Origin of the sequence: Nocardiopsis alborubida (assembly GCF_012396365.1) — a bacterium.
GTDB classification, from domain to species: Bacteria; Actinomycetota; Actinomycetes; order Streptosporangiales; family Streptosporangiaceae; genus Nocardiopsis; species Nocardiopsis alborubida.
Genome location: NZ_JAAXPG010000026.1, coordinates 1 through 22197, shown reverse-complemented (window position 1 = coordinate 22197; position 22197 = coordinate 1). Strand labels below are relative to the sequence as shown.

At 71.5% G+C, this 22197-nt stretch carries 18 protein-coding genes; 5 read left to right on the top strand and 13 right to left on the bottom strand.

Translation table 11 applies throughout. The features are described 5' to 3' along the window. Positions 1–28 precede the first annotated feature (28 nt). A complete protein-coding gene (locus HGB44_RS23700; protein ID WP_061079721.1) occupies positions 29–1600 on the top strand; it encodes a GMC family oxidoreductase in 1572 nt (523 codons plus the stop codon). A 107-nt stretch (positions 1601–1707) separates the two neighbouring features. On the opposite strand, the gene HGB44_RS23695 is transcribed toward HGB44_RS23700, so the two are convergent. The 6 genes from HGB44_RS23695 to purS all read right to left on the bottom strand — a co-directional run bounded on the left by HGB44_RS23695 (position 1708) and on the right by purS (position 7129). Further along, positions 1708–1947, bottom strand: coding sequence for a hypothetical protein (locus HGB44_RS23695; protein ID WP_061079651.1), 240 nt, complete (start codon positions 1945–1947; stop codon positions 1708–1710). 220 nt (positions 1948–2167) lie between these two features. Then, on the bottom strand, positions 2168–4462 hold the full coding sequence (gene purL, locus HGB44_RS23690) for a phosphoribosylformylglycinamidine synthase subunit PurL (protein ID WP_061079652.1): 2295 nt from the start codon (positions 4460–4462) through the stop codon (positions 2168–2170). A 71-nt stretch (positions 4463–4533) separates the two neighbouring features. Continuing rightward, positions 4534–5052, bottom strand: a complete 519-nt coding sequence (locus HGB44_RS23685; RefSeq protein WP_061079653.1) for a hypothetical protein — start codon at positions 5050–5052, stop codon at positions 4534–4536. Positions 5053–5080: 28 nt separating this feature from the next. Continuing rightward, complete coding sequence (purQ, locus tag HGB44_RS23680; RefSeq protein ID WP_061079654.1) at positions 5081–5776, bottom strand: phosphoribosylformylglycinamidine synthase subunit PurQ; 696 nt, start codon at positions 5774–5776, stop codon at positions 5081–5083. A 385-nt stretch (positions 5777–6161) separates the two neighbouring features. Then, entirely contained in the window at positions 6162–6641 is a 480-nt protein-coding gene (locus HGB44_RS23675; protein ID WP_061079655.1) for an ATP-binding protein, read from the bottom strand. 242 nt (positions 6642–6883) lie between these two features. Beyond that, complete coding sequence (gene purS, locus HGB44_RS23670) at positions 6884–7129, bottom strand: phosphoribosylformylglycinamidine synthase subunit PurS (RefSeq protein WP_061079656.1); 246 nt, start codon at positions 7127–7129, stop codon at positions 6884–6886. 281 nt (positions 7130–7410) lie between these two features. On the opposite strand from purS, the gene HGB44_RS23665 reads away from it, so the two are divergent. Beyond that, a complete protein-coding gene (locus HGB44_RS23665) occupies positions 7411–8028 on the top strand; it encodes a sigma-70 family RNA polymerase sigma factor (protein WP_061079657.1) in 618 nt (205 codons plus the stop codon). A 338-nt stretch (positions 8029–8366) separates the two neighbouring features. Here the strand turns inward: HGB44_RS23665 and HGB44_RS23660 are convergent, their stop codons facing one another. Further along, positions 8367–9404 (bottom strand): CPBP family intramembrane glutamic endopeptidase, encoded by a 1038-nt coding sequence (locus HGB44_RS23660; RefSeq protein WP_061079658.1) that lies wholly within the window; start codon positions 9402–9404, stop codon positions 8367–8369. A gap of 460 nt (positions 9405–9864) precedes the next feature. On the opposite strand from HGB44_RS23660, the gene pdhA reads away from it, so the two are divergent. From pdhA to HGB44_RS23645, 3 genes are read left to right on the top strand one after another with little or no spacing between them, the layout of a single operon-like run. Continuing rightward, the gene (gene pdhA / locus HGB44_RS23655) at positions 9865–10980 is read left to right on the top strand and encodes a pyruvate dehydrogenase (acetyl-transferring) E1 component subunit alpha (RefSeq protein WP_061079659.1); all 1116 of its coding nucleotides are present in this window, start codon (positions 9865–9867) and stop codon (positions 10978–10980) included. Positions 10981–10983: 3 nt separating this feature from the next. Further along, a complete protein-coding gene (locus HGB44_RS23650) occupies positions 10984–11964 on the top strand; it encodes an alpha-ketoacid dehydrogenase subunit beta (protein WP_061079660.1) in 981 nt (326 codons plus the stop codon). A gap of 21 nt (positions 11965–11985) precedes the next feature. After that, complete coding sequence (locus HGB44_RS23645) at positions 11986–13386, top strand: dihydrolipoamide acetyltransferase family protein (protein ID WP_061079661.1); 1401 nt, start codon at positions 11986–11988, stop codon at positions 13384–13386. A gap of 133 nt (positions 13387–13519) precedes the next feature. On the opposite strand, the gene HGB44_RS23640 is transcribed toward HGB44_RS23645, so the two are convergent. The 6 genes from HGB44_RS23640 to HGB44_RS23615 all read right to left on the bottom strand — a co-directional run bounded on the left by HGB44_RS23640 (position 13520) and on the right by HGB44_RS23615 (position 21409). Further along, entirely contained in the window at positions 13520–13879 is a 360-nt protein-coding gene (locus HGB44_RS23640; protein ID WP_061079662.1) for a hypothetical protein, read from the bottom strand. A 206-nt stretch (positions 13880–14085) separates the two neighbouring features. Beyond that, positions 14086–16746, bottom strand: a complete 2661-nt coding sequence (locus tag HGB44_RS23635; protein WP_061079663.1) for a TPR repeat region-containing protein — start codon at positions 16744–16746, stop codon at positions 14086–14088. Positions 16747–16807: 61 nt separating this feature from the next. Further along, the gene (locus tag HGB44_RS23630) at positions 16808–17140 is read right to left on the bottom strand and encodes a hypothetical protein (protein ID WP_061079664.1); all 333 of its coding nucleotides are present in this window, start codon (positions 17138–17140) and stop codon (positions 16808–16810) included. A gap of 283 nt (positions 17141–17423) precedes the next feature. Then, the gene (locus HGB44_RS23625) at positions 17424–19334 is read right to left on the bottom strand and encodes a serine hydrolase domain-containing protein (RefSeq protein ID WP_231972358.1); all 1911 of its coding nucleotides are present in this window, start codon (positions 19332–19334) and stop codon (positions 17424–17426) included. Between the two features lie 143 nt (positions 19335–19477). Continuing rightward, a complete protein-coding gene (locus tag HGB44_RS23620) occupies positions 19478–20407 on the bottom strand; it encodes an AEC family transporter (RefSeq protein WP_061079666.1) in 930 nt (309 codons plus the stop codon). A gap of 192 nt (positions 20408–20599) precedes the next feature. After that, positions 20600–21409: a hypothetical protein gene (locus HGB44_RS23615; protein WP_168444123.1), complete on the bottom strand. Its 810-nt coding sequence runs from the start codon at positions 21407–21409 to the stop codon at positions 20600–20602. Between the last annotated feature and the right edge of the window lie 788 nt (positions 21410–22197).

Below are 22197 nucleotides of genomic sequence, written 5' to 3'. Positions count from 1 at the left end.
GGTGACGAGCGACGAGAGGAACCGGACCGTGGAACCGACCGAGAGCACCTATGACTACGTGATCGTGGGGGGCGGCACCGCGGGATCGGTGATCGCCAACCGGCTCACCGAGGACCCCGGCACCACCGTGTGCCTGGTCGAGGGCGGTCCCGACGACCGCGATCTGGAGCACGTCCTGCGCCTGCGCGACTGGCTGAGCGTCCTGGACGGGGAACTCGACTACGGCTACACCACCGTCGAGCAGCCGCGAGGCAACTCCCACATCCTGCACTCCCGGGCCCGCGTGCTCGGCGGGTGCTCCTCGCACAACACGCTCATCAGCTTCCGGCCGTTCGCCGAGGACCTCGACGACTGGGTCGCGGCGGGGGCCGAGGGCTGGGACAACGCCACCGTGCAGTCCTACGCGGACCGGATCAAGTGCAACATCGTCCCGGTCGCCGAGAAGGACCGCAACACCATGGTCAAGGACTGGGTGGCCTCGGCGGCCGAGGCGGCCGACGTCCCGGTGGTGGAGGACTTCAACGCCCTGACCTCCCACGGGGGCGGCTTCGCGTGCGGGGCGGGTTTCCTGTCCATCGCCTACGACCCCTACACCGGCCACCGCTCCTCGGCCTCGGTGGCCTACCTCCACCCGATCATGGACGTGCGCGACAACCTCACCGTCATGCTGGAGACCTGGGTCGACCGGCTGCTGTTCGACGGCGACCGCGCCACGGGGGTCAGCGCCACGGCCAAGGACGGCACGCGCGCCACCGTCAGCGCCCGCCGCGAGGTGATCCTGTGCGCGGGAGCGGTCGACTCGCCCCGGCTGCTCATGCTCTCGGGGGTCGGCAACGCCGAGGAACTGCGCGAGGTGGGCATCGACCCCCGCCACGACCTGCCCGGCGTCGGCGAGAACCTGCTCGACCACCCCGAGTCGATCATCATGTGGGAGACCAGCAGGCCGGTCCCGCGGAACACGGTGATGCACTCCGACGCGGGCCTGTTCGTGCGGCGCGACGACTCCGACCCGCGTCCGGACCTGATGTTCCACATCTACCAGGTCCCCTTCGACGACAACACGAAGCGGCTGGGCTACGAGTCCCCGCCCGACGGACGCGCGGTCTGCATGACGCCGAACATCCCCCGCGCGCGCTCGCGCGGCAAGCTCAGCCTCACCAGCAGCGACCCCCGCGAGAAGCCCGCGCTGGACTTCCGGTACTTCACCGACCCGGAGGGCTACGACGAGAGGACGATCGTGGACGGGCTCAAGATCGCCCGCGAGGTCGCCGCCACCGAGCCGTTCCGGTCCTGGATCACCCGGGAGGTCGCGCCCGGCCCCGGCGTCCGGAGCGACGAGGAGCTGTCCGAGTACGGCCGCCGCGCCGCCCACACCGTCTACCACCCGGCGGGCACCTGCCGGATGGGCGCCGCCGACGACGACGGCGCCGTGGTCGACCCGCGCCTGCGCGTGCGCGGGCTGCGCGGCCTGCGGGTGGCCGACGCGTCGGTGTTCCCGACGCTGCCGACACCCAACCCCATGGTCATGGTCCTGGCCCTGGGCGAGCGCGCCGCGGACCTCATCCGCCAGGACGCCCGGGCCGGGGAGGACACGCGGTGAGCGCCCCGGCGACCGGGGCCATCGGGAGCCGGGCGCGGGAGCACCCGGGCGCGCCCCGCTCCGGCCGCCGGCCGGCGGCCGTCACGCCGACCCCCGCGGCCTGACCGTCAGGGAGAGGGGCGCTCGTGCCTGCGGCGCCTGGACACCCAGTACACGTTCACGCAGGCGGCGACGAAGCCCGCGCCGAGCAGGACGACCAGCCAGACCTGGTCGGTCCACACGTACGCGGCGATCGCGCCGAGCAGCAGTACCAGGGCGCCGAACACGGCCAGCACCGCACGGAAACCCAGGGCGCTCGCCGGACGCTCGTGGCTGCCCAGGGGGCCCTTCAACCTGCCGCGTCGCATGACGTCCGCTCCCTTCCGTCGCCGTACGCTCCCGGCCTCCGGGTCCCCCGCGCGTACCGCGGGGGACCCGGTCCACTGTTCCTTCCCGGTCCCCTACCCAGCCAGCGGCAACCACGCGGAAAACCTCCGGACGCCGCGCGCGGAGGTGAGCAGACGAGGGTCGGCTGAGACGACGCGGCGGGGGCGCCCCGAAGGACGCCCCCGCCGCGGACGGGCGGTGCTACACGCCGTCCATCAGGGCGGGCAGGGCCGCCTCGTAGGAGGCGCGCAGCTCGGTCAGCGCGACCTCCACTGCGCCGCCGGGGTGCGTGACCGAGAGGGTCTCGCCGCCCACGACGCCGATCTGCTCCACCGGCACGCCGTGCTCGTTGGCCAGTGCCACGAACGACTCCTCCTCGCCCGGCCGCACCGCGACGACCGCGCGGGCGCCGGACTCGCTGAACAGGGCGGTGAACACGTCCCCGTCCACGGTCACCCGCACGCCCCGGCCGCCGCGCATCGCCGACTCGGCCAGCGCGACCGCCAGGCCGCCGTCGGACAGGTCGTGCGCGGCCTCGGCCAGGCCGCGCTCTGCGGAGGCGGCCAGCACCTCGCCCAGGGCGGCCTCGGCGGCCAGGTCCACCCGCGGCGGCAGTCCGCCCAGGTGGCCGTGGACCGTGTCGGCCCACGCCGAGCCGCCGAACTCCGGCCGGGTCTCGCCCAGCAGGAACACCCGGGCGCCCTCGGTGTCGAACGCCGTCCGCAGCCGGGTGCGCACGTCGTCGATCACGCCGAGCACACCGATCACCGGGGTCGGGTTGATCGCCACGTCACCGGTCTGGTTGTAGAAGCTCACGTTTCCGCCGGTCACCGGGGTGCCCAGCTGCTGGCAGGCGTCGGCCAGCCCGCGGGTGGACTCGGCGAACTGCCACATCACCCCGGGGTCCTCGGGCGAGCCGAAGTTGAGGCAGTTGGTCACCGCCAGCGGGCGCGCGCCCGTCGCGGCGACGTTGCGGTAGGCCTCGGCGTAGGCCAGCTGCGTGCCCGCGTACGGGTCCAGCCTGGTGAAGCGGCCGTTGCCGTCCGTGGACAGGGCCACGCCGCGGTGGGAGTCGTCGGAGACGCGGATCATCCCGGCGTCGTGCGGGGTGGAGACCACCGTGTCTCCGCGCACGTAGCTGTCGTACTGCTGGGTGACCCACGTCGGGTCGCCCACGCCCGGGGCTCCCAGCACGCGCAGCACCTGCTCGCGCAGCTCGGCGTCGCCGGAGGGCCGGGCCAGCTTCCCGGCGTCGTCGGCCTGGAGCGCGTCCTGCGAGGCCGGGCGCGCGTACGGGCGCTGGTAGACGGGGCCCTCGTCGGAGGCGGTCCGCGGCGGCATGTCCACCACGGTCTCGCCGTGCCAGGTCATCACCAGGCGACCGCCGCGCTCGGCCTCCTCGGGGGTCACGTCGGTGACCTCGCCGATCTCGGTGGCCAGGATCTGCCACTTGTCGCAGATGGCCAGGAACTCGTCCAGCTTCGCGGGCTCGACGATCGCCATCATGCGCTCCTGCGACTCGCTCATGAGGATCTCCTCGGGAGTGAGCCGGTGGTCGCGCAGCGGGACCCGGTCCAGCTGGACGCGCATGCCGCCGGTGCCGCCCGCCGCGAGTTCGGTGGTGGCGCAGGACACGCCCGCCGCCCCCAGGTCCTGGATGCCGACGACCAGGTCCTTCTCGAACAGCTCCAGGCTGCACTCGATGAGCAGCTTCTCCATGAACGGGTCGCCGACCTGCACGCTGGGCCGCTTGGCGTGCGACTCGTCGTCGAAGGTGGCGCTGGCCAGCACGGAGGCGCCGCCGATCCCGTCGGGGCCGGTGGTGGAGCCGAACAGCACCACCTTGTTTCCCGGGCCGGGCGCCTGCGCCAGCTTGATGTCCTCGTGCCGCATCACGCCGATGCACAGGGCGTTGACCAGCGGGTTGCCGATGTACCCGGCGCCGAAGCCGATCTCGCCGCCGATGTTGGGCAGGCCCAGGCAGTTGCCGTAGAAGGAGATGCCCGACACCACGCCGGGCAGCACCCGCTTGGTGTCGTCGGCGTCGGCCGGGCCGAACCGCAGCGCGTCCATCACCGCGACGGGCCGGGCGCCCATGGTGAGGATGTCGCGCACGATGCCGCCCACGCCGGTGGCCGCGCCCTGGTGCGGCTCCACGTAGGAGGGGTGGTTGTGCGACTCGATCTTGAACGTGACCGCGCGGCCGTCGCCGACGTCCACCACGCCCGCGTTCTCACCCATGCCGACGAGCAGGGCGTCGTTCTCGGGCGCCTTCTCCCCGAACTGGCGCAGGTGCACCTTGGACGACTTGTAGGAGCAGTGCTCGCTCCACATGACCGAGTAGATGGCCAGCTCGGCGGAGGTGGGGCGGCGGCCCAGGATCTCGCGTACCCGCTCGTACTCGTCCTTGGCCATGCCCAGTTCGGCGTACGGCTGGGGTGTGTCGGGGTTGTCGTGCGCCACGGCGACGGTGTCGAGACCAGGTGCTTCAGACATGCGTGGTTCCGTTCGGGATGTGCGGGTGGAAGCCGGGCCGTGGCGTCCGACCAACGGCGCGGAAGGTCGGGTCAGGGCGTTTCGGGCCCGCTCGCGTCGCCGAGCATCAGCGTCGCCGGGGACTCGGGTTCGTCGTGGGCGGAGGTGTCGGCCAGCATGTGGTCGCCGTCGCTGAGGAAGACCTGCTCCTCGGGCGCTCCCTGGGGCTCCTGCTCCTCCCAGCCCCGGCCGAGGAGGTGGGCGACCACCGTGTCGACGGTCTCGCGCGAGTCCTCGGTCGGCTCCCCGTCCTCGGTCACGACCATCACCAGCCGGACGCACTCGGTGCCCTCGCAGTAGACGTCGGCCTCCGGGTCGGAGACGTAGGTCAGACCGGAGGGCGCCTGGCCGAGCACGTCCACGTCCGGCGGCGGGTTCTGGGACGGGGCGCCGTCCTGGCCCCCGTCCGGCTGGCCCTGGGGAAGGGGCGAGGCGACGGGTGCCGAGCCGATGGCGTTGAACAGGCCGATGCCCGCGGACACCACCAGTCCGACGACGACCAGCCCGACGAGGACGAACATCGTCCTTCTGGAGCGCAGCAGCCCCATCATCGGCCAACCCTCCAGTTCGGGATGCGGCTCAGGCGTTCACCGGCGAACCGGCGGCCAGGTGGGCGAGGATCGAGGAGAAGAAGCCCAGGCCCTCGTCGGAGGGGCCGGTGAGCAGTTCGACGGCGTGCTCGGGGTGCGGCATGAGGCCGACGACGTTCCCGTGCTCGTTGGTGATCCCGGCGATGTCGCGGCGGGAGCCGTTGGGATTGCCGCCGACGTAGCGGACCACCACGCGGCCGGTGGCCTCCAGCTCGTCCAGGGTGTGCTCGTCGGCGACGTAGCTGCCCTCACCGCTCTTGAGCACCACCAGGACCTCCTGGCCCTCGGTGTAGGCGCTGGTCCACGCGGTGCCGGTGTTCTCCACGCGCAGCACCTGGTCGCGGTTGACGAACCGCAGCGAGGAGTTGCGGGTCAGGGCGCCGGGGAGCAGGTGGCTCTCGCACAGGATCTGGAAGCCGTTGCAGATGCCCAGGACCGGCAGCGCGCCCGAGCGGGCGGCCGGGACGAGCTCCGACATCAGGGGGGCGAACCGGGCGATGGCGCCGCAGCGCAGGTAGTCGCCGTAGGAGAAGCCGCCGGGCAGGACCACGGCGTCGACGCCCCTGAGGTCGGCGTCCGCGTGCCAGAGCGGGACGGGTTCGGCGCCCGCCAGCGCGACCGCGCGCGCGGCGTCCTTGTCGTCGAGGGAGCCGGGGAAGGTGACGACGCCCACACGGGCTGTCATGAGCACACTCCGAGAGATCGGGTCGAGTCCGTCCCCGCGTGCACGGGGAGCGTACGGCGAGGAGACGCCGTTGCCTGGCCCCGTCACTGGGGACGGTGCGTCCGCACTTGGCAGCGTACCCGCTCACCTGTGGTCGGGTACGACAGCGGATCCCCTCGGAGGCCCTTCGCTTGGATGAAGCTCCAAGCTCCCGCGGTCGCGTACCGCGTCTCCGTGTGGCATTCCACAGGCGGGACCGGTGGCGCAGGAAGCCTCCTGTGGTGTGCGTCACGGGGGTGGTCCGCGTTCGCGGCGCGGCGCCGGGGGCCGCGCGTCGTCGGCGCGGTCGCGGCCCTCGCCGCGGGCCGCCGCGTCCCGGGGCCGGGGGACAAGCGGCTCGGCCGGCTCACATCAGGGCGTAGCGCTGGGCCGGTACCTGCTCGGCGGCGTCCGCCTCCGGCGGCTCGTCGCACGCCGTGAGCCGCTTGCGCAGCAGGACCGTCGTCCTTGGCTCCCCCTCGAAGGCGACCTCGTCCATGAGGTAGCGCATCAACAGAATGCCCCTGCCCGATTCTGCGTCCAGACCGGGGAGGGGCGTGCGGTCGGTGGTGAACCGCTCGGCGAGCGCCACGGGATCGGGCGCTCTCCCGGTATGGGATATCCGCAGTTCACACCATCGCCCGCCCATCTCCGCCTCGACCCTGTAGTCGCGGGCGGGCCCGCCGTGGTCGATCGCGTTGGCACAGGCCTCGGAGACGGCCAGGAGGATGTCGTCGACGCAGTCCCCGCACACCCCAGCGCGAACGAGGAGAGTGCCCAGAACATCGCGAGCGACGGCGACCGTGTACGCCTGCCTGGGGAGGGAGATCGAGAAATCGGCGTCCATTCGTACACCTCTCGTACTCCGTTGTCGTGTTCATCCCGGCATGTTAGGAACCTTCCCCGAGGGTGGGCGGAGTAAAACGAACAGCCGTGTCCCCGGCGGGGACACGGCTGTTCTTATCCGGCACTTCGGGCACGTCGGACACCGTGCGGGCGAATTCTCACGGATTTTCCGCGGGTTTCCCGCGATGGCGGACTTCGGGGGGCGGCACGGCACGAGGAGTGTTCCGGATCACACGTGCGGGGTCAGTCCTCCACGCGCACGCTGTACTCCTCGATGACGGTGTTGGCGAGGAGGGTCTCGGCCAGGCGGCGGACGTCGGCGAGCTTGGCCTCGTCCACCGAGCCCTCCACCTCGACCTCGAAGCGCTTGCCCTGGCGGACCTGCTCGATCCCCTCGAAGCCCAGCCGGGAGCAGGCCCCGGCGATGGCCTGGCCCTGGGGGTCCAGGATCTCGGGCTTGAGCATGACGTCAACAACGACGCGGGCCACAGGGTCCTCCACAAGGAAAAGGGGTGTGCCGCACGTGCCTGCGGCGGGCGGGCCGCCTCCCCGGAGAGGCGGGGAGGGGGACGACGCAAGCGTACGGCACGCGCAAACGGGTAGGCATCCTGACCAGGAGGCGCGCCGGGCCTTTACCTCACGTTGAAGGGTGCCGGGGACTGTTTCGGGGGTCCCGTGACTCGTATCACGTGGATTGATGTCATCATTGGAGGCATGCGGCGGCGTCTTACACAGTGGAAGTGACCGTCCGGTCGTCCTGAGGGGGAATCTTGACGACTATCGAAATGGACCAGGCCTCCACGACCGGTGGGACCCGCGACGGGGAGCAGACGCTGGACTTCGCCACCGCGGTGACACCGTTCGCCGACCAGCTCTACCCCACGGCCCTGCGGATGACCCGCAACCCCGCCGACGCGGAGGATCTCGTTCAGGAGACCTTCGCCAAGGCCTTCGCGAATTTCCACCAGTTCCGTGCGGGTACGAACCTGCGAGCCTGGCTTTACCGGATCCTGACCAACACCTTCATCAACAGCTACCGCAAGAAGCAGCGCGAACCGCGCCAGGAGACCACCGACGAGATCAAGGACTGGCAGCTCGCCGCCGCCGAGGCGCACACGTCGTCCGGCATGAGGTCGGCCGAGAACGAGGTCCTGGACCACCTGCCCGACTCCGACATCAAGCAGGCGCTCGCCCGCCTGCCCGAGGAGTTCCAGGAGGTCATCTACCTCGTCGACATCGAGGGCTACGCCTACAAGGAGGTGGCCGAGCGCATGGGGACGCCCCTGGGGACGGTGATGTCCCGACTGCACCGCGCCCGCCGCCAGCTCCGCGAGATGCTCGCCGACTACGCCCGCGACCGCGGGGTGCGCGTCCCCAGCGCCGGATAGGACCCCCGCCGACGGGCCGGAACCCCGTCGTACGCGCCCGTGCCCAGGACCGCCCCCGTGGCCCGGTCCGGGCCGCGCCGCCCCTGTCCCCGAAATCGTCCGATGACCGGAGGGGCCCTGCCCGCCGGGGCCGGTTCCGGTCCACCCGGTGCGGAAACCGCCCGAAGCCCATGGCGCGGAGGGTCTCCGAGGCCCCGGGTCCCGATGTCCGGGCGGACCGACCACGTTTCCCACGCGAACCACACCGGTGATGCCCCGGAGTCGCCGCCGGTGGCCTCCCCCGTGCCCGGAAAAGGGGGGTGCTCCCTGGGTCCGGCGCTCTTTCCCGGTTCGACCGATCACGCGTTCCGTTCCGCCGCCGGGATCGGGGCCGTCCCCACAGGGGTCGTCTCCGGTCCCGTCCTTCGCGTGCGCAGCCACACCACGGCCGTGACAGCGACGAGGAGGACGCAGGGCACGAGCATGACGGGCGACGCGGCGCCCGCCGACCGGTCCATCCCCTCCATGATGTCGGTGTGCGTGATGGTGGTGATGAGGAAGGCGAGCGTGTTGTTGACCGCGTGGATGACCACGGCGATCTCCAGGCCACCCGTGCGCCACGTGATGAGGGCGAGGGTGACGCCCATCGTGAAGTAGTACAGGTTGAGCCACGGGTCGAACGCCAGGTGCGCCACCATGAACAGCAGGCTCGACACGACCACGCCGAGAACGAGGCTGGTGCGCGCGCCACGGCCCCAGCTCGCGGCGACGCGGAAGACGAGCCCGCGGAAACCGTACTCCTCACCGGCCGACTGCAACGGCGCCAGCAGCAGGATGACGGCGAACATGGCGATGAGGTCGGCGAACAGCCAGGAGCTTTCGGGGTAGGGCGTGAAGGCGGAGAAGAGGGCCAGGTAGACCGTCCAGACGGGCAGGATCACCAGGAGGGTTCGTCCGAACACGTCGGCTCGGAAGAGGGACCGGACCGAATGCAGCGAGGCGCCCTTCACTCCGTAGAGCCACCGTTGGATGAGCATGCTCCACGGCAGTAGCAGGGCGAGCCCGAGCAGGGCGGAGGCCTGGGCGATGGGAGTGAACTCGTCGCCGCCCAGCATCACGCTGGAGCGGCCGAGCGCCAGGTCGACGAACGCGCCGAGGAGCCCGACGGCGAATGAGAAGACCAGCATCCCGCCGACGAAGAGGACGAGGGCGGCGATGCCGCGCCAGACGCGGCGCTTCTCGTGGGCGAGGACGCGGTGGTAGGGCACACCCGGCGGGACCGGACGGGGGCCGCGCCGCCGCCTGGTCTCGGGCGGCGGGTACCCGGGTCCCGCGTCCGGGGCCGGGGGAGCCGTGAGGGTCGGCTGGGGGGAGGGGTGTTCGTCGTCGCGGTCCATGTTCTGAACCTAGTTTCGGCGGATGGCGCACAGTAGTACCACTGGTCACCTGGTTCCTCCGCGTTCCACAGCGTTCGTCGCATGACGGATGTCATGAGGGCGTGTCCGGAGGGGCCGCGGACCGACGACTCCTCGCCGGTGCCGGAGAGCCGGGTGCGCGGTTCCTCCGCGTCCGGGGCGGCCGGTGCCCGGCGTGTCGCGGCCGCGTGCTCGAAAAGTCGTGGGGAGCCCTTGTAAGTGCTAGGAAGCCCTGGTAATCGCCCTGGTGGGCGATCGGGGATCATGGGGCGCGCAGCTGAAAAGGTGGCGCTGAGGGCTTGCGCTCTCCATGGTGAGGTCTGTCACGATATGGAGAGGGCTGTCCGACTCCCGCCCACCACCCCGGGTGGGACGAGGACCGTGATTCGGCCGATCAGCGTTCACCCACGCGAATTCGGCCCCGAGAACCCGAGGGAGCAACGTGTCGGACACGACCGTGCACGAGGAACCGGAGCTGATCCAGCTCCTGACACCGGAAGGGGAGCTGACGGGGCACCCCGACTACCCCCTGGACATCAGCGCGGAGGAGATCCGCGCCCTGTACAGAGACCTGGTCCTGGTGCGCCGGGTCGACAGCGAGGCGGTCTCCCTCCAGCGCCAGGGCGAGCTGGGCCTGTGGGCCTCGCTGCTGGGCCAGGAGGCCGCGCAGATCGGCTCCGCACGCGCGCTGCGCGCGAACGACATGGCGTTCCCCTCCTACCGCGAGCACGGCGTCGCCTGGTGCCGGGGCATCGAGCCCCGGGAGCTGCTCGGCATGTTCCGCGGCGTCACCAACGGGGGCTGGGACCCCCACGAGCACGGCTTCCACCTGTACACGATCGTCATCGGCAGCCAGGCCCTGCACGCCACCGGCTACGCCATGGGCGTCCAGCGCGACGGCGCCGTCGGCGAGGACGGCACCGCCGTCATCTCCTACTTCGGCGACGGGGCCACCAGCCAGGGCGACACCAACGAGGCGTTCAACTTCGCCTCGGTCAACAACGCCCCGGTGGTCTTCTTCTGCCAGAACAACCAGTGGGCGATCTCCGAGCCGCTGGAGCGCCAGGCCCGCGTGCCCATCTACCGGCGCGCCGCCGGGTTCGGCTTCCCCGGCCTGCGCGTGGACGGCAACGACGTCCTGGCCTGCCTGGCCGTGACCCGCGCCGCCCTGACCAACGCCCGCGAGGGCAACGGCCCCACGCTCGTGGAGGCGTTCACCTACCGGATGGGCGCCCACACCACCAACGACGACCCCACCCGCTACCGCGCGTCGGCCGAGCTCGACGAGTGGAAGGCCAAGGACCCGATCCTGCGGGTCCGCCGCTACCTGGAGCGGGGCGGCCACGCCGACGAGGAGTTCTTCGCGTCCGTGGACGCCGAGGCGGACCGGCTGGGCGAGCAGGTGCGCACCGAGTGCCGCTCCCTGCCCGACCCCGAGCCCCTCGACATCTTCCACGAGGTCTACGCCGAGCCCAACGTCCACATCGACCACCAGCGGTCCGAGTTCGCCGACTACCTGGCCTCCTTCGAGGGCGCGGGCGCGGAAGGGGGCCGCTAGGCCATGGGAACCAACCTCACCATCGGCAAGGCCATCAACGCCGGCCTGCGCGCCGCCATGGAGCACGACCCCAAGGTCCTCGTCATGGGCGAGGACGTCGGCAGGCTCGGCGGCGTCTTCCGGGTCACCGACGGCCTGCACAAGGACTTCGGCGCCGACCGGGTCATCGACACCCCCCTCGCCGAGTCCGGCATCGTCGGCACCGCGATCGGCATGGCCATGCGCGGCTACCGCCCCGTGGTGGAGATCCAGTTCGACGGCTTCTTCTTCCCGGCCGCGAACCAGACCTTCACCCAGCTGGCCAAGATGCGGCGCCGCTCGGCGGGCACGCTCAGCATGCCCGTGGTCATGCGCATCCCCTACGGCGGCGGCATCGGCGCGGTCGAGCACCACAGCGAGTCCCCGGAGGCCTACTTCACCCACACCGCCGGGCTGCGCGTGGTGTCGGTCGCCAACCCCGAGGACGCCTACTGGATGATCCAGCAGGCGGTGCGCTCCGACGACCCGGTGATCTTCCTGGAGCCCAAGCGGCGCTACTACGAGAAGGCCGAGGTCGACACCGACGCGTCCATCGCCGAGGCCGCCCCCATGGGGGCCGCCCGCGTGGTCCGCCCCGGCACGGACGTGACCCTCCTGGCGTACGGGCCCATGGTCAAGACGGCCCTCCAGGCCGCCGAGGCCGACACCGACCACTCCGTGGAGGTCGTCGACCTGCGGTCACTGTCCCCCGTGGACTACCCGACCCTGTTCGCCTCGGTGAAGAGGACGGGGCGCCTGGTCGTCGCCCACGAGGCGCCCCTCTCCGGCGGTCCCGGCGCGGAGATCGCCGCCCGGGTCACCGAGGAGTGCTTCTACCACCTGGAGTCGCCGGTCATCCGTGTGGCCGCGTTCGACACCCCCTACCCGCAGTCCCGGCTGGAGGAGCACTACCTGCCGGACCTGGACCGGGTTCTGGACGGGGTCGACCGGGCTTTCGCGTACTAGGGATCGGGGAAACCGAAGGACATGGCGATTTCCAAGAACGAACCCGCCGTCGGCGGAGTGCAGTCGTTCAGGCTGCCCGACGTCGGAGAGGGCCTGGTCGAGGCCGAACTCCTCACCTGGTACGTCAAGCCGGGTGACGAGGTCGGGGTCAACCAGATGATCTGCGAGATCGAGACCGCCAAGGCGGTCGTCGAGCTCCCCAGCCCGTTCGCGGGGACCGTGCGCGAGCTGCTGGCCGAGGAGGGCCAGACCGTGGAGGTCGGCGCGGTGATCATCACCGTGGACGACGGCTCCGGCGGCTCCTCCGGCGAGGCCGCCGCGGAGACCGGCTCCGAGGAGCGGGAGAAGCCGCTGGTCGGCTACGGCGAGAAGGCGGCCTCCACCCAGCGCCGCCCGCGCCGCCGCCCGGGCCCCTCGGCGCCGGTGTCGCCGCCCGTGCCGCGGATCAGCGAGCCCGCGCCCGCGAACACGCCCGCGGTGGGCGGGACTCGGGCGGCTCCGGCCCCGGCGGCCCAGGCACCGGGCCGCCCGCTCGCCAAGCCGCCGGTGCGCAAGCTGGCCAAGGACCTCGGTGTGGACCTGGCTTCGGTCGCCCCCACGGGGGAGAACGGCGTCGTCACCCGCGAGGACGTCCGGGCCGCGGTCGGCCGGGCCCAGGAGGGCCCGCAGGTCGCGCAGGCCGTGGAGGCCGCCCCCGCGGCGGCCGCGGACCGCACCGCGCGCGAGCGGCGCGTGCCCGTCAAGGGCGTGCGCAAGCACACGGCCGCGGCGATGGTCGGCAGCGCGTTCACCGCTCCGCACGTCACCGAGTTCCTCCAGGTGGACGTCACCAGGACGATGAAGGCGGTCGCGCGCCTGCGCGAGCGGCCCGACTTCGCCGACGTGCGGGTGTCCCCGCTGCTGCTGGTCGCCAAGGCCCTGCTCATGGCGGTCCGGCGGCACCCGGAGGTCAACGCCTCCTGGGACGAGGAGAACCAGGAGATCGTGGTCAAGAACTACGTGAACCTGGGGATCGCGGCGGCCACCGAGCGCGGCCTGGTGGTGCCCAACATCAAGGACGCCGACGCCATGACCCTGCCGGAGCTCGCGGCGGGGCTGAAGCGGCTGACCGAGACCGCACGTGCGGGCAAGACCAGCCCGGCGGACATGTCCGGCGGCACCATCACCATCACCAACGTCGGCGTGTTCGGCGTGGACGCGGGCACCCCGATCCTCAACCCGGGAGAGGCGGCCATCCTCGCCTTCGGGCAGATCCGGGACATGCCCTGGGTGCACAAGGGCAAGTTGAGGATCCGCAAGGTGACGACCCTGTCGCTGTCCTTCGACCACCGGCTGGTCGACGGGGAGCTGGGTTCCAAGGTGCTGCGCGACATCGGCACGGCGCTGGAGGACCCGGAGCTGACCGCCCTGGCCTGGGGCTAGGGACTTCCGGAGGGCGGGAGCGGGAGTGAGCCGGGGGCCGGTGCGCGTCGCACCGGCCCCTCTCCCGTGAGGGGAGCCCGTCCCGGGGCGCGCGGTTTCGGGCTCAGCGCGGTTCCGGAGGGCCCGGACCGGGCTACGGGGTGCCGTCCCCGCAGTCGACGTAGTCGGCGATGCTGGCCGTGTACTCCTCGTGGGAGTCGAGGGTCTCCCAGAACTCCTCCACGTAGGCGTCGACGAAATCCTCGCCGTTGACGGTCTCACCGCACCAGGTGACCTCGTTGAATTCGGTGGCGTTGGCCAGAGCGGCATCGATTCGGCTGATGGGACCGACCTCTTCGGTGCGCCACTCGTCATAGTCGAGTTCGACGGTGTACCCGTCCTCGGTCTCCTGGAGGATCCGGGCTTCGAACAGTCTGTCCCGGCTGCCGGTGCTGTTCTCAAGAACCTCTTCTGGATCGTTCTCGACGAGCATGCGGTCGAGAGTGTGAAGCATGACTTGCCGTTCGACCCAGAAGAAGGAGACGTAGTCCGGTGGCAGCCCTCCCCTCTCAGGTTCTGGCTCAGGTGTGGAGCACGCGGTCAGAGCCGCGCACGCAGACAGGGTGATCGCGAGGAGGGCGGGTACACGGCCCTTACGGCGGGTCAAGGGTTTCCTCCCGGGACGGTTCGGACGCGGGAACGCTGCGATGGCCCGGTCCGTCATGACCCGGCCTCCTCGTTCGGAGACCGGAAACCCTCGACTTCGCCGTTGAAGTAGTCCCTCGTCTCGCCGTAGGCACCCGTGTACACGTCGACGAACTGACCCACCCACGTTTGGCTGGCGCCGTCGTGCCTGACGGGCTCGCCGTGTTCGTCGATGTACTCGCCGTAGATGTGCGTCGTGTCCATGACCCCGGAGAGGGCGTCGTCGACACCGTCGAGGTTGTCGCTGTCCAGGTCGGACCAGTCGGTGCCCCCCGCGACGTTGACCGTGACGGACTCGTCGAACACGAAGTCGTTGGTGATGTCGGAGGCGTCGAGCACCTGTCCGTCGCGTTCGACGGTCACCACACCGTTGTCGACCAGGACCCTGAAATCGCCGCGCTGGGTGTTGTCCTGGAACGACTGGGGAGTGTTCTGCGCCAGGTAGTCGAGGGTTTCCATCCGGAAGTTCCGCAGGATGCTCTCCTCGCTGGTGTAGACGGGGAACCGGGGTGAGACCTCGTACTCGCCGTCGATGATCGCGTTCACGATGCTGTCCTGGCCGAGTTCCAACCCCTTGGACACGGCGGCGCCGATGACCGGGATCTTCTCGGACAGACCCGTCGCCTCGCCCACCACGAACTCGGCGATCTGCGTCCTGCGCTCGACCTGCACGCCGAGGTCGTCGCTGCGGTCCTCCGACTCCAGCCACAGGGCCCGCTCCAGCAGGCCCTGGAGCTGTCCGGCACCGCGTGCGGCGGCCGTTTCGTTTCCGGTCTCCAGGAAGGCGAACGACTCGATCTGCTGGTAGGCGTCCACGGAGTTGACCACGCGCCCGGCGGTCTCGTCGTTGCCCATGAGGAGCTGCATGTACATGGCCCGCTCGTCGGGCCCCATGTCCACGAAGCTCCTGTCCGCCTCGAACTCCCCGATACCCGAGTTCGGCACGTCGTTGCCGCCCAGCACCTCACCGTTGGCGAAGCTGTAGATGTGCGCGTCGAAGATGTCGGCGAGGCTGTCGGCCAGCTCCCCGTTGAACTGGGTGAACGAGGCGTCGGAGTACTCGTTGTCCCCCTCGGTGACGTCCACGCCGGTGTTGACGAGGGCCGCGTGCATGTCCGCGTCGGTGATGGTCTCCATGAACCCGGCGAAACCGTCCCCGGCCCGCTGGCGCACGTCGGGGTCCTCGCTGTGGATGTCCTCGGCGAGCCAGTCGGTGAGCTGGCGGGCGGTGTGGCCGTCGTCGTGCCACTCGTGGGTGAGCGTGCCCTCCAGCGCCCGCGTGCGCAGGTCCTCGTCGCCGTGGTCGACGCCCTCCTCCCCGTTGAGGTGCTCGCCGGTGAGCATGTAGTAGTTGGCGTCGGTGTTGCGGCTGGCCACGTCGATGATGTGGGAGACCTGCTCGGAGTCGGGCAGCACCCCGTCGGGGTCGGGGTCGTCGCCCCAGGCGTCGAGGAAGGCGCCGGTGGTCAGGTGCAGGTTGGTCGACAGCCCGTAGCCGCCCTCCAGGTCCTCGTCCGTGTGCTCCATGAAGGCGGAGAGCGCCTTCATGTCCATCCCGATGCTCACGGGTGTGCCGGGGAGCTTGTTCTCGGCGTCGGGGTTGATCCAGGACCCCTCGACGGCGTACCGGAAGCTCTCGGGCAGGCTGTCGTACCCTCCGCCGAGCGCGGGGTCCGAGAGCGCGAGCAGCCCGTTGCCGAGGACGCCCAGGGCGTCCTCCCGCTCCTCGTCGCTCATGTCGGACTCGGCCATGAGATCGGGGTAGACCATGATGCCCGCTCCGGCCCCGTCCCTGCGGTAGGGCTCCTCCAGCTGCTCGTAGAACTCCTCCAGGAACGCGATCTCCTCGGGGCTGAGCTCCGTGCCGTTCTGCTGGTTCTGCCGGGCGCCGGTCCCCAGCATCGAGAGCACGAGCATCAGCTCGTGGTAGCGGTCGTCCAGCGGCTTGTCGCCGGACCAGTAGGCGGCGAGCTCGTCGGCGTACTCCTCGGCGTTCTCGGGCGTGAGCTCGCTGTCCTCGATGAGCGAGGAGTAGCGGGAGGGATCGATGTTGAGGAACGCCCAGTTGGCGTTGCCCGCGTCCATGAGCTTGCGGACGTTCTCCGGGGTCGGCCCCTGTTCGAGCATCGTCCGGATCTCCTCGGCGCTGTCCTGGAGACCCTGCCAGTTGGTCTGCTCGCGGGAGATGAGGCCTTCCTGCACGGTGACGAGTTCGTCGTAGAGGGCCCGGCAGCGCGCTTCGTCCCCCGCGCCCCAGTCCGTCCAGAGGAAGCCGTCGGCCTGGGGGTGGGAGGCGGTGATGTGGTCGTCCTGGTACTTGGAGGGGACGGCGTTCTCCTTCTCCGTCCTGCTGCCCTCCCAGCTGGTGATCTGCGCGTCGCGCTCGTCGTGGAACGCCTTGACGGCGTCCGCCCACATCTCGGCGACCGAGGCGGCGTAGGTGACGGAGACGGCGGCGTCCCGCCAGTTCTGGAGGTCCTCCTCGGAGATGCTGCGGACGTCCCAGGCGATGACGTCGGTGAACTCGCCGGCGGCGGAGTCGAAGCTCCCGTTGAGGTCGTCGGCCCGGCCGAGGACGCGCGCGTTGAGGACCTCCAGATCCGCCGCGCAGTCGTAGACGGGTTTGGAGTCGTAGTAGAAGTCGCGGGGGACGAAGATGACGGAGAAGGTTGCCACGGTCTTCCTCGGAGGGGCGGCGGACGGGCGGGGAGGCGGTGAGGGCCGGCGGGAGGCGCCGTCAGCCCTCGAAGTTGATGTCGCGGTGGGACTCCCAGGGATGGCTGAAGTCCTCCGAGCTGTCCAGGTCGTTCTGCGCGATCTCCGCCGCGCCCGCCTGGACGTTGTCGGCCAGCGCCAGTCCGAGCGCCTGGACGTCGATGAGGGCCTGGGCGGTGTTCTCCTTGAACGTGCCGAACCCGGCTCTGACGTCGTCGTGGCCCGAGGCGCTCTCGGCGTCCTCCATGAGGAGGTCGAACGCGTCGGCGAGCCCGGCCATGGCGGCCGCGAGCGTCTCGGCGTACTCGCCGCCACGCATCCCCTCGATCGGGTTGCCGCCCGCTTCGGTGGTCATGTGGGGGTCTCCTCTCCTCGAACGCGGATCCCGCGGGGGGACACGACGTCCTCCACGCACGGAGGCCCGCCCGTGGCCGTCGAAGCCACTGGAGCGGGTCCGGATGACGGGTGGGACGCGCGGACGGGGGCAGGAGTTCCGCCGTTCCCCTGAACTGTGGGGATGGTATCGGGAGGGGCGTCGCGTGTGTACCTTTCGCCCCGGGATGTTAGCTCCTTGTTCAGCCCGCGCCGGGGTCCGCGGCGGGTCCGGAACCAGGACGGGGCTCCGGACCCGGGTCTGTTCAGGACACCAGCAGCACGAAGCCGTACTGGGCCCCCGTCACGATGACGGCCGTCGCGGCCAGGACGACCAGGGAGAGGTGGACCCGCCCGGCCGGGCGCAGCCACCCCCTGACCCAGGCGGTCACGGCCACGGCCGCGGTGGCCAGGGTGAGAGGGACGGCGATGGCGAGCGGCAGGGTGAGCGCGAGGGACTCACTGAAGATCCACTGCTCCAGCGTGTGGCTGTCGAGCAGCCCGTACACGACGAACCCGACGGCGGCGAAGCAGCTCAGAGCGGTCAGCGAGGCCAGCACGCGGGCGAGGACGGTGAACCGGTCCGGTGCGCGGCGGAACTGCACGAACGTGGTGAACAGGACGAGCAGCCCGGCTGCGGCGACCACGCCGTGCGTGATCGGGCTGGTCAGCGGGGTGGTCCGCTCGTAGACCTGGGTGGCGTTGCTGTCCGTGGCCAGGGCGACGACCTCGCCGTCCTCCTCCAGGAAGGTCAGCTGGTCCTCGCCGTTCTCAGCGGACATCCGTCCTCCGCCGAGGGGCAGCCAGCGGTCGTCCGTCGCCATCGCACCGTTGACGGAGAGGGTGCCGTCCCCGGCCTCGCGCACGGTCATGTTGTCGAAGAGGGCGACGATCTGGCCGGGCCCGCTGGCGGCGCGGCGGCTGCTGACGTAGGTGCCCGTGTAGGCGCCGAGGTCGGTGCCGGTGTCGGCCTCCCCGGTCGGAGGGACCTGCGGGTCGAACGTGTCCGAGAACTCCTGGGTCACCGCCATCCGCAGGTCCTCAAGGGGGTTTCCCGCGACGGAGTCGTCGCCGTTGACCGCGACGAACATCCCGGCGTCGATCCCGGGGATCAGGGTGTAGGCGGTGTGCATGCCCGTCAGGTCGCCGGCGTGGCCGATGACCGGGGAGTCCCCGCCCCGCCACTGGTAGGTGCCGTAGCCCACGGCGGGGGCCTCCGGGTGGGACTCGTGCTGGCTGGCCAGCATCTGTTCGGCGACGTGGGCGGGCAGTACCCGCTCGCCGTCGACCTCGCCTCCGTCCAGCAGCGCCAGCATGAACCGGGCCATGTCGTCGGTCGAGGCGAGGGAGGCACCCGCGGGCGCCTGGGAGACGTGCAGGTCCTCGGCCTGGCTGCCGTCGGGCAGGTGGAACGTCGGGACCTCGTAGACCTCGCGGGCGTCGTAGATCTGGAGGAACGCGCTCCTGTCCATGCCCAGCGGCTCGAACAGGTTCTGGTCGACGTACTCCTCGAAGGGCTGGCCGCTCACCTCCTGGACGATGTACCCGGCCAGGCCGTTCCCGTGGTTGGAGTAGGCGGTGAACCGGCCGGGCTCGTAGAGCGCCTCGGGCTTGAGCGTGCTGTACACCTCCTCAAGGGTCAGGTGCCGCTCGGTGTCCCCGGCCGTGGGGAAGTCGAGCACGTCCGCGAACCCGGCGGTGTGCGTGAGCAGGTGGTGCATCGTGACGCCGTCCATGGGCAGCCGGGCGGCTTCGGGCAGGTAGGTGTTGACGTCCTCGTGCAGGTCGATCTCCCCGTCCTCGGCCAGGAGGAGGGCGGCGGCCGCGGTGAAGGACTTGGACACCGAGCCCGTGGGAAGCGTGTGGACCGTGTGGTCCATGGGGGTTTCGGTGGCGAGGTCGGCGTATCCGTGGGAGGCGGAGGCGAGCTGCTCGCCCCCGGCCACGATGGTCACGGCGACGCCGGGCGCCCCGTGCTCCTCCAGCAGTTCGGCGACGCGGGTGTCCACGAACTCCCGCGCGGTCTCGGGGTTGAGCGGCGCGGCCTCGGCCGGGGCGCCCGGCAGGGCCGCGGCGACACCGGGCGCGGCGGCGGCCGAGGCCGCGCCGGGCGCCAGGACGGCGGCGATCATCAGGGGCGCGGCCAGCATCGGCAGGACGCGGGGGACTCGTGGCATCAGGGGCTCCCAGGGGTGTTTTCGCTACCCCTCGAACCTAGGATCCGGGGCTGTTCGGAGCACTGGTACGGACGGGCGTTCCGGTACTACAGCCAGCTCCACCATCGGGAGGGTTCCGGGCCCGGAACGGGCCCGGCCCCGGCTCACCCCAGCAGGAAGGTGACGGTGAGCAGTGCGGGGATGGTGAGGAAGGTGGTCACGAGCACCACCTCGCGGACCATCACCTCGCCGGTGCGGTACTGGGTGGCGTAGTTGAAGACGTTCTGGGCCGTGGGCAGGGCAGCCAGCACGACGACGGAGAACAGGCTGGAGGCGTCCAGGTCGAAGACCAGGGCGCCCAGGGCCCACGCCGCCAGCGGCTGGACCACGGACTTGAGCGCCACGGCGACCAGCATCGGCACCCGCTCCGGGCCCCGGCCGGGGAACGGGCTGCCGTGCAGGGAGATCCCGAAGGCCAGCAGCATGGCGGGGACGGCCATACCGCCGATCAGGTGGAAGGGCTCCATCAGGGGTTCGGGCGGAACCCAGCCCGAGGCGGAGACGGCCACACCCGCCAGGGACGCGATCACCACGGGGTTGCGGACCGGCGTCCCCAGCGCCCGCCGGAAGACGGGGCCCACCCCGCGCACGTCGCCGTCGGCCAGGTCCATGAGGGTGAGCCCGACCGGGGCCAGGACCAGGAGCTGCGTGAGCAGGATGGGTGCGACCAGGGACGCGTCGCCGAGCACGTAGACGGAGATGGGGATGCCCAGGTTGCCCGCGTTGACGTACGAGGACGCGAGCGCGCCGACCGTGGTCAGTCCGACGCCCTGGCGCCGGACGAGCCCGAACACGACGAAGGCGAGCGCCACGACGGCCACGCTGAGGACGCTGACCAGGACCGGCCCGGACACCAGGACGGAGAGGTCGACGTCGGCCAGGATCGTGAACAGCAGCGCGGGGCTGGCCACGTAGAAGGCCAGCTTGGTGAGCACCTCCTTGGCCCCCGGGCCGAGGAGGGGGATGCGCCCGAGCATGTAGCCGATGACCACGATGCTGGTGATGACACCGAAACCGATCAAGACCCCGGACAAGAGGCGCCCCCACTGCGCACGCGCGACACAACCCGAAGACGCTATCCAAGGTCGCGTTCCGGCGATACGTCGCAGATCACACCGGTGTGGGCGCTGTGACGGTCTACGGCGCGGTTCGCGGTGCGCGGTGGGGGTTTCGGCCCGCCATGGGCGCGGTGGGTTTCAGGGCGTCACGGGCTCCGGCGCGACGCCTCACTCCGGGGGCTCCTCCGGGTCGGGGGACGGTGAGGCCTCCGCCTCCTCCTCGGCGGCCTCCTCCTCCGCCTCCCGGGCGGCCTCCTCCGCGGCTTCCTCCTCGGCCAGGCGCTCGGCCTCGGCGCGGTCGGCGGCGCGGGTCGTGCAGACCTCCTCGGCGGCGGACGCGGAGCCGTCCACGGCGATCACGGTGAAGCAGTACTCCATGCCCGTGTAGCCGGTGGCGACCTGCGCGGACACCACGCCGGGACCGGTCCGGGCCAGGGTGGCGGCCTCGTGGCCGAAGGGGCCGCCCAGCACGAAGAACGAGGCGGTGCCGCCGCTGTTGTCGGTCCAGTTGAGTTCGACGGCGTTGAGACTGTCCGCCAGGACGACGTTCGTCGGCGCGGAGACCTCGGGCGGGGCCGAGGGGTCGACGACCGGTTCGGCGGCCTCCTCCTCGGCCGCGGGCTCCGGTTCGGCCTCCTGCTCGGCGGCCGCGACCACCGGGGCCGGTGACTCCAGCGCGGCGAACACCCCGGAGACGCTGGTGACCATGAGGATGCCGCACACGGTCACGGCGATGTGGAGGTGGCGGCGCCACCGCGGCTGGTCCTGCTCGGTCTCGGGCGCCGGGCCCCAGGAGGGGGTGTCGTCCTCGGCCAGCGCGGACTCGTCCACGGGCAGGGAGGAGGACTCGGCGGTGCCGGTCCAGCCCTCCAGGCGCGACCAGGCGCGCAGCGCGGAGATCTCCTCGCCGCGCAGCTTCGCCATCATGATCTCGGCGGTGCCGCCCGCGTCGACGGCCGGGAGCCTGCTCCCCTCCAACCCGGTGTGCCGGGGCCTGAGCTCACGTGACTGCGGCGGGTGCGGCTGTCGGGGCCCTGGCGCAGGGCGCGGGACCGCGTCCCCGGGGAAGGGCGGTGAGTGCGGCGGGGCGGCGGGCGCGTGCGAGGCCTGGGGGCCCGAGGCCTGGAACCACGCCGTGGCGGGCGGGGTCTGCGGACCTGGGGGAGGGAGGGCCGGGGAGGGCGGGGAGTCCGTGCCGGACGGGGGCTGCGGCCCGGAAGGTGCCGGGGGCGGGGACTGCGGACCCGTCCAGGGGGTGTGGGCGTCCTGCTGGGGGCCGGTGGCGTAGGGCGGAGGCGGGAACTGGGGACCCGACACGGGTGTCTGCGGTCCCGACACGGGTGTCTGCGGTGGTGCCGTGGGGTGCTGCGGCCCGGGGTGCGGGGCCTGTGCGTCCGCGGCCGGGGTCTGGAAGCCGGTCATGGGCGCCTGCGGCCCCGACAGCGGTGTCCGGGGCCCGCTCATCGGCGCCTGCGCACCCGATACCGGCGCCTGCGGGTTCGGTGCGTGGGGACGCTGCTCCCACACGGGAGCCTCGGGGGCCGGTACCGGCTGCTGCGGCCCGGACGCCGAAGGGCGCGGTGCCGCCGGATCCGGCGCGTACGCCGGGCTCTGGGCACCGGTCATGGGTGCCTGCGGCCCCGACACGGGTGTCTGCGGTGGTGCCGTGGGGTGCTGCGGCCCGGGGTGCGGGGCCTGTGCGTCCGCGGCCGGGGTCTGGAAGCCGGTCATGGGCGCCTGCGGCCCCGACAGCGGTGTCCGGGGCC